Origin of the sequence: Bradyrhizobium sp. ORS 278 (genome assembly GCF_000026145.1) — a bacterium.
Classification (GTDB): domain Bacteria; phylum Pseudomonadota; class Alphaproteobacteria; order Rhizobiales; family Xanthobacteraceae; genus Bradyrhizobium.
The window spans coordinates 5,813,618-5,830,126 of sequence record NC_009445.1 but is presented as its reverse complement, the minus strand read 5'-3'; the positions used below and the strand labels follow the sequence as shown (position 1 = coordinate 5,830,126).

Here is a 16,509-nt window from a genome sequence, read left to right as displayed (position 1 = left end):
AGCTCACCTGAGACCGGCCGTCCCGCTGCTGGAGTTACCATGACCTCGATCGCCTCGACCGCCGCCGTCGCTCAGCCCTCCGCCGCCCGCAACCGGCTGGTGCTCGTGGTCTATACCGCCGCCATCTTCGTCAGCGCATTGCTGCTGTTCTCGGTGCAGCCGCTGTTCACGAAGATGGTGCTGCCGCGGCTCGGCGGCTCGCCGGCGGTATGGTCGGTGGCGATGGTGTTCTTCCAGGCGCTGCTGCTCGCCGGCTATGCTTATGCGCATTTTCTGACCCAGCTGCGCAGCCGGGTGATCCCGATCGCCATTCACCTGCTGCTACTCGGCTTCGCGCTGCTCAGCCTGCCGCTGTCGATCGCCGGGCACTGGGGCGATCCGCCGACGTCGGGCTATGCGCTGTGGCTGCTCGGACTGTTCGCTGCGTCGATCGGCCTGCCGTTTTTCGCGCTCGCCGCCAATAATCCGCTGCTGCAGGCGTGGTTCGTGCGCACCGGCCACCCGGCCGGTCCCGACCCGTATTTTCTCTACGCCTCGTCGAACATCGGCAGCTTCCTGGCGCTGCTGTCCTATCCGTTGCTGATCGAGCCGATCTTCAGCCTGCGCATGCAGAACCTGATCTGGGCCGGCGGCTATGGCCTGCTGATCGCGCTGATCGCCGGCTGCGGTGTGCTGCTGCTGCGCTCACCCGTGACGGTCGCGAGCCTGCTGCAGACCGATGTGGGCGACGCGCCGGCACCTTCATGGCTGCTGCGCCTGCGCTGGATTTTCCTCGCGGCCGTACCGTCCGGTCTCTTGATCGCGGTGACGGCGCACATCTCGACCGACGTCGCGGCGGCGCCGCTGCTCTGGGTGCTGCCGCTGTCGCTGTATCTGCTGACCTGGGTGCTGGTGTTCCAGTCGCGGCCGGTGCTGCCGCACAAATGGATGCTGGCGCTGCAGCCGCTCGCGATCGCCGGCGTCGTCGTGCTGCTGGCCTTCGGCGGTGAGCAGAATCTCGCGCTCACGCTCGGCGGTCACCAACTGTGCTTCTTCATCATCGCCATGGCTTGCCATGGCGAATTGGCCCGCACGCGTCCGGCAGCCAGATATCTCACCGGCTTCTATGTCGCGCTGTCGTTCGGCGGCATGGTCGGTGGCCTGTTCGCGGGGCTGATCGCGCCTTTCACCTTCTCCTGGGTGGCCGAGTATCCGATCCTGCTGGCACTGGCTGCGCTGTGCCGCCCCGCGGCTGATGAGCGTCTGCCCAAGATCACGCGCTGGTATTGGATCCCTTTGGCGGTGATCGCCCTGGCGCTGCTGGCGCCGGCCAGCATGACGGGGAAAGTCACGACCTATCTCGAGGATCATCGCGTCTGGGTGGCGGGTGCCGTCGGCGCGCTCGCGGCATTGCTCGCGCTGCTGCTCAATGCCGGCCGCTGGAAGGTGTTCGCGACGGCCGCGCTGGCGCTGGTCTTGATCCGTGCCTATCCGGCCGATGACGGCCGTGTCGAGACCGTGCGCAGCTTCTTTGGCGTGCACAAGATCGTGGTCACCTCGGACGGTCACTACCACGTGCTGATGCACGGCACGACCATCCACGGCGCGGAGAAATATCTCAACGCCGACGGCTCCAAGGTCACCGGGCGTCCCGAGCCGATCACCTATTATCACAAGGACGGCGGCATCGGCCGCGCCATCACCGCGATCCGCGAGCGCAAGGGCGCACCGCTCAAGGTCGCCGTGATCGGCGTCGGTTCGGGCACGCTGACCTGCGCCGCCGAGCCCGGCGAGGATTGGAAGTATTTCGAGATCGACCAGACCATGGTCGATACCGCGAGCGATCCGAAATATTTCAGCTACATCAAGAACTGCGCGCCGGACTTCAAGCCGGTCATCGGCGACGCCCGGCTGACTTTCGCCAAGGAGCCGGATGGTGTCTACGACCTGATCATCGTCGATGCCTATTCCTCGGACGCGATCCCGATTCATCTGGCCACGGAGGAGGCGATGGCCATCTACAAGGCCAAGCTGGCGCCGCAAGGCGCGGTCGTCATGCACGTGTCCAACCGCCATCTGGAGCTGGAGAGCGTCGTCGTCGGCATCGCCGACGCCAACGACATGAAGAGCTGGGTCTACAACGAGGACTCCGGTCGCGACGACGAGTACATCTTCTCCACCGACGTCGTCGTGAGCGCCCGCGAGGAAGCGGATGTCGGCAAGCTCGCCTCCTCGGACAAATGGACCGAGACCGAGCCGACCGACGGCGAACGGGTCTGGACCGACGATTATTCGAACATTCTGGGAGCGGTATACCGGCGGCTGCGCGACGGCGAGTAGCGGCGCTTCCGCCACACTTCCCGCCCTCCTTGCGAGGGAGCACCTCCTCGCGGTTGCAGCATGCCGCGAAGCGTGTACTTTGTCGTGCATTGTTTGATGATCTTTGGAAGGCCATGCGCGACAATCGAGTGCTCAGGGGCCGACATCTGCATCGGCTGCAGCGACGCCACTTCATCCTGTTCGACGTGCTGCCCTTCGTCGGTACACTAGCGGCGCTGGCGCTGCTGGCGGTCCGGCCGATCGGGGGCATGGAAATCGGCCTGTTCGCGGCGATGTGGTTGGTCACCGGCCTCGGCCTGACCGTCGGCTATCATCGCCTGTTCACTCACGGCGCCTTCACCACCACGGGCTGGGTCAGCAATCTCCTGATCGTCATGGGATCGATGGCCGGCAGGGGACCTATGATCTCCTGGGCCGCAATGCATCGCCGCCATCACGAGCTGTCCGACCACGACGGCGATCTGCATTCGCCGAACCTGCACGGCGCCGGCTGGCGCCGCCGGCTGCACGGCTTCGTCCATGCCCAGCTCACCTGGATGGTCGAGCACGACTATCCCAATGTCGCGCATTATGTGCCGGATCTGATCGCCCGGCGCAGCTGGGTGAACGTCAACGGCTATTACTACGCGTGGGTCCTGCTCGGCCTCGCCATTCCCGCCGTCCTCGGCGGGCTGATCTCGGCGAGCGTATGGGGCGTGCTCACGGGCTTCCTGTGGGGCGGTGTCGTGCGGATGTTCGTGGTCGAGCAGACGATGTCGGCGATCAACTCGCTCAACCATATGCTCGGCAGCCGCCCGTTCCAGACCCGCGGCGACAACAGCCGCAATCTCGGTGTCATGGCCTGGCTCGCCTGGGGCGAGGGCTGGCACAACAATCATCATGCCTTTCCGTACTCGGCCGCGTTCGGCCTGCGCTGGTCCGAATTCGATCTCGGCTTTCTGTTCATCAGGGCGCTCGAGGCCGCCGGTCTCGCCTGGAACGTCAAGGTGCCCGCGCCGGAGCGGATCACCGCGCGCATGACGGCGCACCCGGCCGAAGCCGCGCCCGATTTCGGGCATGGCTGATTGTCTTGGGATTGAGCAGGGCGGGCGGGACGCCGCCTGATGCTGTTCAATGGCTATCCGTTCCTGCTGGTGTTTCTGCCTGTCGCCATCGTGCTGGCGCGGCTTGCCGATCCCTTCCCGTCGTTGCGGATGCCCGTGCTGGCAGGACTGTCGCTCGCCTTCTACGGCTATGGCGATCCGCCGTTCCTGCTGCTGCTGATCGCCTCCATCCTCGGCAATTGGCTCGCCGCGCGACTGTTCGCCCGCTTCAAGGCCCGCGGCATCCTGACGTTTGCGATCCTCGCCAATTTCGTCGTCCTCGGCCTGTTCAAATACGCCGACTTCGCCGCTGCCAATCTCGGACTGCTGATCGGCCATCATTTCCCGCCGCTGCAGTTGGCGCTGCCGCTCGGCATCTCGTTCTTCACCTTCCACCACATCATGTATCTGGCCGATCTGCGCGCGGGGAAGGCGCCGTTGACGTCGCTCGACCGCTATGCGCTGTACATCGCCTTTTTCCCGCAGGCGATCGCCGGGCCGCTGGCGCGCTGGTCGGAGGTGATGGGGCAGTTCGGGCAACGGATCTATGCGCCGGGATGGCAGCAGCGGTTCTATCTCGGCATCGTCTTCATCGTCGGGGGCTTGATCGAGAAGATCATGTTCGGCGACCGGCTCGGCCGCCTGCTCGATCCGATCTATGCGCAGGCGGCGAGCGGCCCGTTGCCGGCCGGCGAGGCGTGGCTTGCAGCGTTCGCGTCGGTGCAGATCCTCTACGACTTCGCCGGCTACTCCGACATCGCCATCGGCCTCGGTTTGCTGTTCGGCGTGCGGTTGCCGTTCAATTTCGACGCGCCGCTGCGTGCCACTAACATGCAGGATTTCTGGCAGCGCTGGCACATGACGCTGATGGCGTTCCTGCGCGACTACGTGTTCCGGCCGATGGTCAACGCCCGGCTGCTGCCGCGGCGGCTGTTCGCGGTGCAGTATTTCGCGGCCATGTTCATCACCATGATCCTGTGCGGCCTGTGGCATGGCGCCAGCTGGAGCTTCGTGTTGTGGGGCACGCTGCACGGCATGGCCGTCGTCATCTGCGCGCTGTGGCGTCGGTTCGGTCCGCGACTGCCGGCGGGGCTCGGCTGGCTGCTGACCTTTCTCGTCGTGCTGGGCACCGGCGTCATCTTCCGCGCCGGCTCGGTGGAAGCGGCGTGGCACGTGTTCCAGGGACTGGCCTCACCGCCGCCGTTCGATCGCGGCGTGCGGCTGCTCCCGGTCGTGATCCCGACCCTGGCCGCGCTGCTGCTACCGGCCAGCCAGGACGTGGCCGCCCGGCTGACGCGCCGTCCGAATGTCGGCTTGGCTTGTCTGCTCGGCGTAGCGGTGCTGGCGCTGTTGATCGAGCTCGGAGAGCGTAATGTCCATGAGTTCATCTATTTCAAGTTCTGAGGCCGTCGCGCCGGCGGCCTGGGGCCGCTGCATCGCCGCGTTCCTTGCTGCGCTTGGCGGTGGCGCCTTGCTCGTGCTGGCGCTGATGATCATGGTCGATCCCTATGACAGCGGCCGCTTCGGCCTGCTCGGCATCAAGGGGACGGGCGACAGCTGGGTCGCGATGGCGCAGGCCAGCCGGGCGCGCGATGGCGGCTTCGATGCGGCGATCATCGGCAACTCCACCGCCCAGCTGATCCGGCCGGAGACGCTGTCGTCCGCGACGGGGCGCCGCTTCGTGCAACTGTTCGTTCCCGGCGCGTCGCCCAACGGGCAGCTCGCGGTGCTCGACTTCTTTCTCCGCCACCATCCGAAGCCGCAGGGACTGGTCGTCGTCATCGATGATCCCTGGTGCGCCCATGACGACGGCGTGGCGTCGAATGACAGCTTTCCCTACTGGCTTTATGGCGACAGCGTGCTCGACTACACCGCGCATCTGTTCACCTGGCGCGCCTTCGATCTGGCGATCCGCCGCATCAAGATCTGGCGCGGCGTTCGCGCCGCTGAGCCGGCCGACGGCTATGCCGACTACGAGATCGACTATCCGCCCGGCAGCCAAGCCCCCGCAGACGTGCCGCAGCCGCCGTCGCCTCGCTTCGATGGTGCGATCGACATGACGTTCCCGTTCGCGCAACGTTTGCAGCAGGTCGTGCGGCGGCTGCCGGACACGGGCGTCGTGCTGGTGGTGCCGCCGACCTTCTACAGGATCCTGCCGACGCCCAGCAGCCGCGCCGCCCGCGAGCGCGAGGCGTGCAACGCCGCGTTCCGACAGCTCGTCGCTGGGCGCGCGTCCAGCAACCTCATCGATTTCCGGGTCGACAATGCGCTGACGCGAAATCCCGCCAACTTCCTCGACTTCATCCACTATCGCGCGCCGATCGCGCGACGCGTCAATGGCGGCATCATCGCAAGCTTCCGCGATGCAGCGGCGGCGCGGATCGAGTTCTGACGCGATCCGTCATTGGGCGCCGTCGAGCGGCGGCAACTGTCCGTCGAGCCACATCTGCCGCGCCCGTCGGCGCTGGATCTTGCCGCTGGTCGTCTTCGGCAGCTGCCCGGGGCGGATCAGCGCGATGTGGCGCGCGAATACCTCGTGCTGCTCGGTGACGCGCTCCCGGATCATGCTCGTGAGCTCGGCGAGATCGATCCGCTTGCGCTCGGTGCGCTCGACCTCCTGCACGATGGCGAGCGTCTCGCTGCCATCCTCGTCCGGAACCGAGAACGCCGCTCCGCAGTTCGGCCGCAGCGCCGGATCGGTGGCCTGCACCGTGTGCTCGATGTCCTGCGGGTAATGGTTGACGCCCCGGATGATCAGGAGATCCTTGATGCGGCCGGTGATGAACAGCTCGCCATCGGCATCGAGAAAGCCGAGATCGCCGGTGCGCAGCCAGGACACCCCGCTAGCGTCGCCTGTGATGGTCGCGCGCAGGCTCGCGACGGTCGCTTCCGGATTGCGCCAATAGGAGCGGGCAACGTTCGGGCCGGCCACCCAGATCTCGCCGACCTCGTCGCAGGCCAGCCGCCTGCAGCTCTCGGGATCGACGATGGCGATCTGCTCGCCGGCAAGCGCGCGGCCGCAGCCGACGACCACCTGCGAATCCTCCGGGGTCGACGGAGCCTCCGCGCGATGCGTCTGCAACGCGCGATGGCTGAGCTCGCGGAGCAATGGCCCGGCGCCGCGACGGCCGCCCGAGATCAGCAGGGTGGCCTCCGCCATGCCATAGGCGGGGTAGATCGCCTCTGCCGCGAAGCCATGCGGCGCAAAGGTCTGCGTGAACCGGTGCAGCGTGTCCGCGCGCACCGGCTCGGCGCCGTTGAGGGCCACCTTCCAGCAGGACAGATCGACATCCTGCATCTGGTCGGCGCGATAGCGCGCGGCGCAGAGGTCGTAGCCGAAGTTCGGACAGCAGGCGACCTCGGCGCGGTAGCGGCCGATCGCGCGCAGCCAGTTCAGCGGGCGCTGCGTGAACGCATTGGGCGCCATCAGCACGCAGAGCGATCCGACATACAGCGTCTGGAGCGCGTTCAGGATCAGCCCCATGTCGTGATAGAGCGGCACCCAGTTGACGTAGGTCGAGCTCCGGCTGTTGCCGAGCGCGATGCGGATCATCTCCGAATTGGCGAGCAGGTTGGCGTGGCTCACCGCGACACCCTTCGGCTCCGATGTCGATCCGGACGTGTATTGCAGGAAGGCGACGTCGTCGGCCTCGATGCGGCGTGCCGGCGCGGTGCCGCCGGCGTCGGATGACGTCAGATCGACCTCCAGCCACGTCAGCCCGTCGCGCGCAAAGCGCTCTCTGAGATCGCCACGCAGCGCAAAGGCGGAGCTGCTCAGCGCGAGCCTGGGCGCGCAGTCGGCGATGATCGCGCCGCTCGCATCACGCGCTCCCAGCCGCCGCGGCATCATCATGGGAACGGCGATGATGCCCGCGATCAGGCAGCCGAAAAAGGCAACAAAGAATTCGAGCCCCGGCGGAAACACCAGAAGCGCGCGGTCGCCGGGCGCGGCGTGGTCGGCGAGCCGCGCCGCCATGTCGCGGGCTCTCGCCTGCAGGTCGCCGAATGTCAGCCTCGATTCCTCGGTGCCGCGATCGTTGAGGAACAGATAAGCGGGATCGTCGGCCTGCGATTGCGCTCGCGCCGCGAGCAGGGCCACCAGCGAGCCGAACTGATCCATTGGGCGCGTGTTGAGCTTGAGCCTACGCGGCAGACCGTGCCGCGCAACGACCTGCCAGCTGCTGCGACAACTCGTCGATCGTCGGATAGTCGTACAAGTCGTCCATCGACATTTCGAGACCGAGCTTCTCTTCGAGTTCCATCATGACATACACGACCATCGCAGAGTCCAGCCCGAGCCGGCTGAACTTGCTCGTCGTATCGATCCGATCAGGAGAGAGACGGAGAGTCTTGGCGAGCGAAGCGACGCAAAGTTCCGAGATCTGTTCACGCGTCATCAACGGACCTTATCTGCAAACTCGGGAAATATGCCGCCACAATACGAGGGCGGTGCAGCAAGTCAATTTCGCGCCGCCTGATGCTCGGTGTCGCATGCGATGTGCGGCCGAAAGATCATGCCGCCCTGACGCTGAGGAAGTGCTGCTGCAAGATCGAGGGATGCTTCTCCCAGAACCCGAGATGCCGCCGTGGGCGCCGCCGGCCGTTGCGGGTCATGGAAGGATCGATGTCGAACCGCTGTTTCGATCCGATCAGAAAGAGGTGCGCGCCTCGAATGGGGCGGCCGACCTGTTGCGCCGCCGCATGTCCTGGATAACGAGGCTTGGCAAAGCTGAGCGTACCGCGGCGCAAAACGCGAGAGTTGCGTCAGACTGTCATGGTCATCTGTTGCGTGCCGGTCACCACCATGCTACCTGAGGTGCGCCCCTCATGAGAGACCGCAGAATGCGGCTTCGCAGCGGGGCACGTTTGTCGGCAGCGGCGCCGCAAATGTCCGACGTCGCTCCGTGCCGGGAATGGCGGTCGTGGCTTTCAAAAGGTCGACGACCGGCTGATGCCGGCGGCGCCGAGGCGGAGGTCCCGCAAGGCCCGGGTCGAGCGATCGTTCGGGCAAGTCGCATCTGTCGTGAGTCCAAAACGCCGGTCGCATCAAGCAGGCCGGCTTACATGGGAGGGGTTCGATGAAGCGTCTTTGGATGGTCGGCGCGTCTGCTCTGTTGGCGATGGCGCTCGGCATGGGCTCGGCGGGAGCGGCCGATAAGAAGGTGCTCGCCTTCGTGGTCAACGGCGCGTCCGATTTCTGGAAGATCGCCGAGGCCGGCCTGAAGAAGGCGCAGGGCGAACTGCCCGATTACACCCTGCAGCTCAAATATCCGGAGCAGGCGGCGGCCGCCGTGCAGCAGCGCATGCTGGATGATCTCGTCGCGGCCGGCGCCGCCGGCATCATGGTCAGCGCCGTCGATCCGAAGAACCAGACCGAGCATCTCAACAAGATCGCCGGACAGACGGTGCTCTTCACCACCGACAGCGACGCGCCGCAATCGAAGCGCATTGCCTATATCGGCTCCTCCAACACCGAACTCGGCAAGGATGCCGGCAAGCTGATGCTGAAGGCGCTGCCGAATGGCGGCAAGTGCGTCGGCTTCGTCGGCCTGCTCGGCGCCGACAATGCGCGCGAGCGCATCGAGGGCGTGAAGGAGACGATCAAGGGCTCGAAGGTCGAGCTGGTCGACGTCCGCGGCGACGAGATCGATCAGACCCGCGCCAAGCGCAATGTCGAGGACATCCTGGCGGCCATGCCGGACGTGAGCTGTCTGGTCGGCTTCTACTCCTACAACACGCCGCGGATCTACGAGGTGCTGAAGGAGGCCGGCAAGCTCGGCAAGATCAAGATCATCGGCTTCGACGAGGATCCGATCACGCTTGGCGGCGTCAAGGACGGCGCCATCGAGGGCACCGTCGTGCAGCAGCCGTTCGAGTGGGGCTATCAGGGCATGAAGCTGATGGCGAAGGTGGTGCAGGGCGACAAGTCCGGCGTTCCGGCCAACGGCATCATCATCGTGCCCGGCAAGGTGATCGAGAAGTCGAACGTCGACGACTTCATGGCGCAGATGAAGACGATGCTGAAGAAGTGACGCGACGGCCGGCGTGCGCGAGCCCTTCCTCGAGCTGATCGACATCGGCAAGACCTATCCTGGCGTGGTCGCGCTCGACCACGTCAGCCTGTCGGTCGCGCCGGGCGAAGTGATCGCGCTGCTCGGCGAGAATGGCGCCGGCAAGTCGACCTTGATGCGCGTGCTCGGCGGCGTCGTGGCGCCGAGCCGCGGGACGATCCGGATCGATGGCAGCGACCGGACCAGCTACACAGTCACGGATGCGATCGCCGCCGGCATCGCCTTCGTGCACCAGGAGCTGAACCTGTTCGACAATCTCGACGTCGCCGGCAACGTCTATATCGGTCGCGAGCCGGTCTATGGCGGGCCGCTGCGGCTGATCGATCGCACGGCGCTCACGGCCAAGGTGCGGCCGCTGATCGCGCGGCTCGGCGCGGATTTCGAGCCCGACACGCCGCTGGCCGAGTTGTCGCTGGCGCAGCGCCAGCTGGTCGAGATCATCAAGGCGCTCTCGCTCGACGCGCGCTGTGTCATCATGGACGAGCCGACGTCGAGCCTCACATTGTCCGAGACCGAGCGGCTGATGCAGGTCATCGCCGGCCTGAAGGCCGACGGCGTCAGCGTCATCTTCATCACCCATCGCCTGAACGAGGTGATGCAATGCGCCGACCGCGCCATCGTGCTGCGCGATGGCCGCATGGTCGGCGCGCTGGCCCGCGACCAGCTCAATCCTGCCGCGATGATCCGGCTGATGATCGGCCGCGACCTGCGCTCCATCTACGTCCCGCCGGCCGCGCCGCCGGGCGGTGCCGTTCTCGACGTCGTCGATGCCGTGACCTCCACCTATCCAGGCCAGAGCGTCAGCCTGCAGCTCCGGCGTGGCGAGATCCTCGGGCTTGCCGGCCTGGTCGGCTCGGGCCGCACCGAGCTTGCGCGCGCCATCTTCGGCGTCGATCCCCTGCTCGCCGGCGGCGTCCATCTCGAAGGTACGCCGATCCGCATCGCCACGCCGCGCACCGCGATCGATCGCGGCATCTATCTCGTGCCGGAAGACCGCAAGGGCTGCGGCCTGCTGCTCGACCTCGCGATCGCCGAGAACATCTCGCTGCCGGACCTCGCTTCCCATTCGCGCTTCGGACTGGTCGATACCGCAAGCGAGACCGAGAATGCCGATCGCCAGCGGGAGCGGCTCAACATCCGGACGACGGACGTGCGAACGACGGTCGGTACTCTGTCGGGCGGCAACCAGCAGAAGGTCGTGCTCGCCAAATGGCTGTCGATGCGGCCCAAGGTCCTGATCTTCGACGAGCCGACCCGCGGCATCGATGTCGGCGCCAAGCAGGAGATCTACGACATGCTGCGGCGGCTCGCCGACTCAGGCGTCGCCATCCTGATGATCTCGAGCGACATGGAAGAGGTGATCGGGGTGAGCGACCGGATCGCGGTGATGCATGAAGGGCGAATCTCCGGCTTTCTGGCGCGCAGCGAGTTCAGCGAGCACAATGTGCTCCAGCTCGCTGTCGGCCATACGATCTAGAGCGAGGGGACGGTGCACAAGAAAGATCTCAGCCTCCTGGTCCTGATCCTGGTGGTCGGCGCGGTGGTGGCGTTCATCAATCCGCGCTTCCTGCTGGTCGGCAATCTGTCGAACACGGCCAATCAGGTCGGCATGTTCGGCATCTTCTCGATCGCGGAGGCCTTCGTCATCATCGTCGGCGGCATCGAGCTGGCGGTCGGATCGGTCATCGCGCTGCTGGGCGTGCTGTTCATCGACCTGATCGTCAACCGCGACGTCGACTGGATCCTGGCCTTTGTCCTGATCATTCTCGGCGGCGTCGCGATCGGCACCATTCACGGCACGCTGGTCACCAAGATGAAGATTCAGCCGTTCGTAGTGACCCTTTGCGGGCTCCTGATCTATCGCGGCGCCGCGCGCTACTACACCGAGGACGCGACCGCCGGTTTCGGCTATGGCGCGAGCTTCCCGGTGCTGGAATGGCTGACGGCCGGCCGCACCAATGTGCTCGGCTTCCCGCTGCCGCACAGCGTCGTGGCGCTGGTGATCGTGGCCGGCATTGCCTGGCTGGTGCTGCATCGCTCGGTCTACGGCCGCTATTTCTACGCCGTCGGCAAGAACGAGGAGGCCGCACGCTATTCCGGCATCCGGTCCGACCGCGTCACGATATCGGCCTATGTGATCTGCGGCGGCCTGACCGCGCTGGCGGCGGTCCTTCTCGCGATGTACACCCGCTCGATCTCGCCGGCGGTGCACGGCTCGTTCTACGAGCTCTACGCGATCGCTGCCGCTGTGCTCGGCGGCTGCTCGCTGCGCGGCGGCGAGGGCTCGATCATCGGCGTCGTACTCGGCACGATCCTGCTGCAGGTGCTGCAGAACCTGGTCAACCTCTTGGGCATTCCGAGCTCGCTGAATTTCGCTGTGATGGGCACCGTGATCCTAATCGGCGTGCTGGCCGACCAGTATCTGGTGCAGCGCCGCCAGCGTGCGCCGTCGGCGCGGGGGCAGGTGAGTGCCGAGACCAAGCCGGCCACGCTGGAGCGCGTCAGCGCCGAATAGGGCAGGGCTATCGGATATGGAGATTCGCAGCGTACCGGCGAGAGAACCTGCCAACTCCGTCATGCCCGGGCTTGTCCCGGGCATCCACGTCGATCCCAGCACTCCCGCCGACGTGGATGGCCGGGACAAGCCCGGCCATGACGACTTTGGAGAGACGACCGCATGATAACTGCGATCGTCAGATGCGATCGATCTGGCTGAGGCGGGGAGAGAGACCGAGCCGGGTCTCGCGCAGCGGATCCGGCCTCCGCCGATCGGGGTCAATCCTGATAGGTATAATAGCCGCGCGGCTGATAGGACTGGCGCGGCTGGTAGTAGCGTGGCTGCGCGTAGCTCGGGTTGTCGTAGTCGTAGGAATACTGCGGCTGCTGCTGCGGATAGGCCTGCGCGCCATACGTTTGTGCGCCGTAGACTTGGCGGCTGGTGCCGCGCGGCGCCGGATAGCGCGCGCCATTGTCGCTGCCATCGGCCGGATAGATGTATCCGTCATCCGCACGCTGCTGGGGCAAGACCTGACGTCCCGGCAGCAATTGCGGCTGCGGCGTCAGCACGACCGGTTCGCCATTGCTGTCATATTGCGGCTGGACGTCACGACGGGCGACTGCGGTGCCACGGCGAGGATTGCGCGCCAGCGCCACTTCCGCCGATCCGGTCAGGGTCACCGTGGTGTTGAGCACGCCGTCCTTCTGCACCAGATCATAGAGCGTCGTGGCGTTCGCCTTCGACAGCCGGACGCAGCCGTGCGACGCGGGCGTGCCTAGCCGGCCTTCGGAGTCGGTGCCGTGGATGGCATGTCCGACCTTGGTGAAGAAGATCGAATGCGGCATCGGCGCATCGTCGAACTCCTTCGAGAAATGGTCGGCCTCCATGCGGAAGGCCCTGAAGGTGCCATTCGGCGTCTCGCGCGACGGGATGCCGGTGGAGACCGGCCAGCGGTAGCGCTCGACGCCATCGACGGCGACCGTCATGATCTGGTTGTTCTTGTCGACGGTGATGTCGATCTTCGCCAGCGCCGGCGTGGCGAACAGCAGGGCAAAACCGGCAACTGCAAAAAGACTGGTACGCATCTAACCTCTGGCCTCCAGGCCCTCGACTTTGGCGAGACCTTGAAACGGTGTCTAGAATTTGCCGCAGGGATCACCGGAGCGGCCTGCACTATGTCGGAAGTCCGCGCTTTGTTCCAGCCGGCGCAGGTCTCAACCTTAATGTCCGGCACGGATGAGGCAAAGACGCCGGGCCGTTCATCGGAAGTGACATTTTCGCGACTGGTCGTGGAAGCCGGTCTTGAAGGCCGGCCGGTGTTTTAGGACCTCTCTAATCCGCCCCATTCATCGCGCCCCCGCAACTTTTTGGCCGCATCCGCGTTCCAGATAGTCCTCCATGCAGTTCCCAGGGTTCAAAATGTTGACGATGAAGGCCAAGACGGCGGTGCTCGATGACCGGGCGCCGCAGCGGCTGACCTATCTGCTTGCAGCGCTGGCGCTGTTCATCCTGGCGCTGGCCTGGGTCGCGCTCCCGCAATTCGCTCATGCCCAGGGCATCATCCGCGGCGCCCATGAAGGCGCGCATGAAGGCCATCGCATCGCAGGCCCGGTGGGCGGCGTGGTCGGAGGCGCCGTCGGCGCCGGCGTGGGTGGTGCGGTCGGCGCCGTCGAGGGCGCGCTCGGCATTCCGCATCGCGCCTACTATCACCGGCACTATCATTGCCGCGGTTATCGCGACGGCTACGGTCACTTCCACTGCTACAAGTAGCCCGAGCGGCGCCGGCTCAGCGCTTGAGCCGATAGCCCGTCTTGAAGATCCACCAGATCACGGTCATGCAGATCGCGAGGAACGCCAACGTCATCGCGACGCTGATCTCCACCCTGACGTCGGCGATCTCATAGAAGCTCCAGCGGAAGCCGGAGATCAGGTAGACCACCGGGTTGAGCAGCGCGATCGAGTGCCAGGTCGGCGGCAGCATGTTGACCGAGTAGAAGCTGCCGCCGAGGAAGGTCAGCGGCGTCACCACCAGCATCGGGATCATCTGCAGCTTCTCGAAGCCGTCGGCCCAGATGCCGATGATGAAGCCGAACAGGCTGAAGGTCACCGCTGTGAGCACCAGGAACGACAGCATCCACACCGGATGCTGGATGTGCAGCGGCACGAACAGCCCGGCCGTGGCCAGGATGATCAGGCCGAGAATGATCGATTTGGTCGCGGCCGCGCCGACATAGCCGAGCACGATCTCGACATGCGAGATCGGCGCCGACAGGATCTCGTAGATCGTGCCGATGAATTTCGGGAAGTAGATCCCGAACGAGGCGTTGGCGATGCTCTGCGTGAGCACCGACAGCATCACGAGACCGGGCACGATGAACGTGCCGTAGCTGACGCCCTGAACCTCGCTGATGCGCGAGCCGATCGCCGCGCCGAACACCACGAAATACAGCGAGGTCGAGACGACCGGCGACACGATGCTCTGCAGGATCGTGCGCCAGGTGCGGGCCATCTCGAATTTATAGATTGCGCCGACGGCTCGCAGATTCATTGGCTCACCAGGCTGACGAAGATGTCTTCGAGGGAGGATTGCTTGGTCTCGAGATCGACGAAGCGGATGCCGGCGGAGCGGAGATCGCCGAGCAGGCTGGTGATGCCGGTGCGCTCGCCCTTGGTGTCGTAGTCATAGGCGAGCCGCCAGCCGTCGGCGGACAGCGTGAGATGATACGGCGCGAGCGCGTCGGGAATGCTGTCGATCCTGTGCTGCAGTTGCAGGGACAGCCGCTTGCGGCCGAGCTTCTGCATCAGCTTGGCCTTGTCTTCGACCAGCACGATCTCGCCCTTGTTGATGACGCCGACACGGTCGGCCATCTCCTCGGCTTCCTCGATGTAGTGCGTGGTCAGGATGATGGTGACGCCGGCGGCCTTGAGCTCGCGCACGACGTCCCACATGCCCTTTCGCAGCTCGACGTCGACGCCCGCGGTCGGCTCGTCCAGGAACAGCACCTGCGGCTCGTGCGACAGCGCCTTGGCGATCATCACGCGGCGCTTCATGCCGCCGGACAGCGTGATGATCTTGGCGTCCTTCTTGTCCCACAGCGAGAGATCCTTGAGGATCTTCTCGATCAGCGCGGGATTACGAGGCTTGCCGAACAGGCCGCGGCTGAAGCTCACGGTCGCCCACACGCTCTCGAACGAATCGGTATGCAGCTCCTGCGGCACCAGCCCGATCAGCGACCGCGCCGCGCGGTAACCATCGTTGATGTCGTGCCCGCCGACCGCCACCTTACCCGTCGACGCATTGACGATGCCGCAGATGATGCTGATCAGCGTCGTCTTGCCGGCGCCGTTCGGGCCGAGCAGCGCGAAGATCTCGCCGCGCTCGATCGACAGATTGATGTTGTTGAGCGAGGTGAAGCCCGACGGATAGGTCTTCGACAGGCCGGAAACAGAAATGACGGGAGCCATTACGGGGGATTCGGTGTGATTCGGGAGCCTGCGCGAATGAGACGCGCATGTGCGGGCGAAGCGCTCAGATAGGGACGAGGTCACTGTCCCGCAATCGCAGGCCCGTGAATGGATCATGTCGATATCGGGACTTTTCCGTGGCCAATTCCGTCAGGTGTTGCCGTGCGGCCACGTCGGAATGATGAACGCCGCCGCTGATGCCGTGCCATGTTGCGTCCGCGAGCATCTCTTGTACGGTTCGCGCCGTCTCGACATTTCCGCCGTGGAGAAGGACCGATGACGCCACGAATCAGCACCACCAGCACCATCTCGCAGCGCCTTCCGACGCGCTGGCTCGGCATGGTCGCACTGGCGCTCGCGCTGGTCCTGCCGCTCGGAACCGGGTCCGTCCGCGCCGCGCCCAGCCCGGCGGCGGCAAGCGCCGCCAGCACCACGCATGTCTACCTGCTGCGCGGCGTGCTCAACATCTTCTCTCTGGGTCTTGACGATATTGCCGCCAAGCTCGATTCGCAGGGTATCCCGAACACCGTCGCGAATTTCGTCTCATGGTCGTCGCTCGCCGACGATGCGGCGACTGCCTACAAGGCCGGCCGCATCAAAACCATCATCCTGGTCGGCCATTCCTCGGGTGCGACCGCGCTGCCGGACATGATCAACAAGCTCGGCCAGCTCGGCGTGCCGGTGAAGCTCGCGATCGGCCTCGACTCCGTGTTCAAGACCAAGCTCGTCGGCGGCAATGCCGAGCGCTACATCAACTTCTATATCGCCAGCGGCGCCGGCGAGCCGGTGCGCCGTGACGACGGCTTCCACGGCAAGCTCGAGAATGTCGACGTGGGGTCTGCGGTGCCCGGCGTCGGGCACATCACGATCGAGAAGAACCAGATCATGCAGCAGAAGGTGATCGGCGCCATCGACTCGGTCGTCTTCAGCGGCAAGGGACGGCAGCCGGCTGCGCCGCCGACCCGCATGGCCGCCCCGCAGCGCGCCGCCAGCGCCACGGGATACCGGTAGTCATCCGGGGGGCGCGTTGTGGCGCCCCAAAATGCTCCCATTCGGCGACGACAAGCGGTATGGC

14 protein-coding genes are annotated in these 16,509 nt (G+C 65.5%); 9 read left to right on the top strand and 5 right to left on the bottom strand.

Annotation, left to right across the window (positions count from 1 at the left end; translation table 11 throughout):
• Nucleotides 1–39: 39 nt before the first annotated feature.
• The 4 genes from BRADO_RS26240 (at nt 40) to BRADO_RS26225 (ending at nt 5,793) form a co-directional block, all read left to right on the top strand.
• Complete coding sequence (locus BRADO_RS26240) at nt 40–2,319, top strand: spermidine synthase (RefSeq protein WP_012029220.1); 2,280 nt, start codon at nt 40–42, stop codon at nt 2,317–2,319.
• A 113-nt stretch (nt 2,320–2,432) separates the two neighbouring features.
• Nucleotides 2,433–3,383, top strand: a complete 951-nt coding sequence (locus BRADO_RS26235; RefSeq protein ID WP_012029219.1) for an acyl-CoA desaturase — start codon at nt 2,433–2,435, stop codon at nt 3,381–3,383.
• Nucleotides 3,384–3,422: 39 nt separating this feature from the next.
• Nucleotides 3,423–4,805, top strand: a complete 1,383-nt coding sequence (locus BRADO_RS26230) for an MBOAT family protein (protein WP_012029218.1) — start codon at nt 3,423–3,425, stop codon at nt 4,803–4,805.
• The gene (locus tag BRADO_RS26225) at nt 4,780–5,793 is read left to right on the top strand and encodes a hypothetical protein (RefSeq protein WP_041756964.1); all 1,014 of its coding nucleotides are present in this window, start codon (nt 4,780–4,782) and stop codon (nt 5,791–5,793) included. Before BRADO_RS26230 ends, BRADO_RS26225 begins: the two co-directional genes overlap by 26 nt.
• Before the next feature lie 9 nt (nt 5,794–5,802).
• On the opposite strand, the gene BRADO_RS26220 is transcribed toward BRADO_RS26225, so the two are convergent.
• Nucleotides 5,803–7,521, bottom strand: a complete 1,719-nt coding sequence (locus BRADO_RS26220; protein WP_012029216.1) for a fatty acyl-AMP ligase — start codon at nt 7,519–7,521, stop codon at nt 5,803–5,805.
• Nucleotides 7,522–7,543: 22 nt separating this feature from the next.
• On the bottom strand, nt 7,544–7,798 hold the full coding sequence (locus BRADO_RS26215) for an acyl carrier protein (RefSeq protein WP_012029215.1): 255 nt from the start codon (nt 7,796–7,798) through the stop codon (nt 7,544–7,546).
• A gap of 681 nt (nt 7,799–8,479) precedes the next feature.
• Between BRADO_RS26215 and BRADO_RS26205 the strand changes: the two genes are divergently transcribed.
• Genes BRADO_RS26205 through BRADO_RS26195 form a run of 3 tightly spaced genes read left to right on the top strand, consistent with a single transcriptional unit; the run spans nt 8,480 to nt 11,987 of the window.
• Nucleotides 8,480–9,433 (top strand): sugar-binding protein, encoded by a 954-nt coding sequence (locus BRADO_RS26205; RefSeq protein ID WP_012029214.1) that lies wholly within the window; start codon nt 8,480–8,482, stop codon nt 9,431–9,433.
• Between the two features lie 13 nt (nt 9,434–9,446).
• Complete coding sequence (locus BRADO_RS26200) at nt 9,447–10,949, top strand: sugar ABC transporter ATP-binding protein (protein WP_012029213.1); 1,503 nt, start codon at nt 9,447–9,449, stop codon at nt 10,947–10,949.
• Between the two features lie 12 nt (nt 10,950–10,961).
• Nucleotides 10,962–11,987, top strand: coding sequence for an ABC transporter permease (locus tag BRADO_RS26195; protein WP_012029212.1), 1,026 nt, complete (start codon nt 10,962–10,964; stop codon nt 11,985–11,987).
• Nucleotides 11,988–12,247: 260 nt separating this feature from the next.
• Here BRADO_RS26195 and BRADO_RS26190 read toward each other — a convergent pair whose 3' ends face one another.
• Nucleotides 12,248–13,054, bottom strand: a complete 807-nt coding sequence (locus BRADO_RS26190) for a L,D-transpeptidase (RefSeq protein WP_012029210.1) — start codon at nt 13,052–13,054, stop codon at nt 12,248–12,250.
• Between the two features lie 334 nt (nt 13,055–13,388).
• Here BRADO_RS26190 and BRADO_RS26185 point away from each other — a divergent pair, with 334 nt between their 5' ends.
• A complete protein-coding gene (locus BRADO_RS26185; protein ID WP_012029209.1) occupies nt 13,389–13,739 on the top strand; it encodes a hypothetical protein in 351 nt (116 codons plus the stop codon).
• A 16-nt stretch (nt 13,740–13,755) separates the two neighbouring features.
• Here BRADO_RS26185 and BRADO_RS26180 read toward each other — a convergent pair whose 3' ends face one another.
• Nucleotides 13,756–14,517 carry an ABC transporter permease gene (locus tag BRADO_RS26180; RefSeq protein ID WP_012029208.1) on the bottom strand — a complete coding sequence of 254 codons (762 nt, stop codon included), beginning with the start codon at nt 14,515–14,517 and terminating at the stop codon, nt 13,756–13,758.
• Complete coding sequence (locus BRADO_RS26175; protein WP_012029207.1) at nt 14,514–15,434, bottom strand: ABC transporter ATP-binding protein; 921 nt, start codon at nt 15,432–15,434, stop codon at nt 14,514–14,516. Before BRADO_RS26175 ends, BRADO_RS26180 begins: the two co-directional genes overlap by 4 nt.
• Before the next feature lie 276 nt (nt 15,435–15,710).
• Between BRADO_RS26175 and BRADO_RS26170 the strand changes: the two genes are divergently transcribed.
• Entirely contained in the window at nt 15,711–16,445 is a 735-nt protein-coding gene (locus tag BRADO_RS26170) for a hypothetical protein (protein WP_012029205.1), read from the top strand.
• The last annotated feature ends 64 nt before the right edge of the window (nt 16,446–16,509 follow it).

What these genes read in the sequence shown, in the direction of transcription:
- BRADO_RS26240 (WP_012029220.1), top strand. Translation starts at nt 40, where the DNA reads ATGACCTCGATCGCCTCGACCGCCGCCGTCGCTCAGCCCTCCGCCGCC.
- BRADO_RS26190 (WP_012029210.1), bottom strand. Translation starts at nt 13,054, where the DNA reads ATGCGTACCAGTCTTTTTGCAGTTGCCGGTTTTGCCCTGCTGTTCGCC.
- BRADO_RS26235 (WP_012029219.1), top strand. Translation starts at nt 2,433, where the DNA reads ATGCGCGACAATCGAGTGCTCAGGGGCCGACATCTGCATCGGCTGCAG.
- BRADO_RS26185 (WP_012029209.1), top strand. Translation starts at nt 13,389, where the DNA reads ATGTTGACGATGAAGGCCAAGACGGCGGTGCTCGATGACCGGGCGCCG.
- BRADO_RS26220 (WP_012029216.1), bottom strand. Translation starts at nt 7,521, where the DNA reads ATGGATCAGTTCGGCTCGCTGGTGGCCCTGCTCGCGGCGCGAGCGCAA.
- BRADO_RS26225 (WP_041756964.1), top strand. Translation starts at nt 4,780, where the DNA reads ATGAGTTCATCTATTTCAAGTTCTGAGGCCGTCGCGCCGGCGGCCTGG.
- BRADO_RS26170 (WP_012029205.1), top strand. Translation starts at nt 15,711, where the DNA reads ATGACGCCACGAATCAGCACCACCAGCACCATCTCGCAGCGCCTTCCG.
- BRADO_RS26175 (WP_012029207.1), bottom strand. Translation starts at nt 15,434, where the DNA reads ATGGCTCCCGTCATTTCTGTTTCCGGCCTGTCGAAGACCTATCCGTCG.
- BRADO_RS26205 (WP_012029214.1), top strand. Translation starts at nt 8,480, where the DNA reads ATGAAGCGTCTTTGGATGGTCGGCGCGTCTGCTCTGTTGGCGATGGCG.
- BRADO_RS26180 (WP_012029208.1), bottom strand. Translation starts at nt 14,517, where the DNA reads ATGAATCTGCGAGCCGTCGGCGCAATCTATAAATTCGAGATGGCCCGC.
- BRADO_RS26215 (WP_012029215.1), bottom strand. Translation starts at nt 7,798, where the DNA reads ATGACGCGTGAACAGATCTCGGAACTTTGCGTCGCTTCGCTCGCCAAG.
- BRADO_RS26230 (WP_012029218.1), top strand. Translation starts at nt 3,423, where the DNA reads ATGCTGTTCAATGGCTATCCGTTCCTGCTGGTGTTTCTGCCTGTCGCC.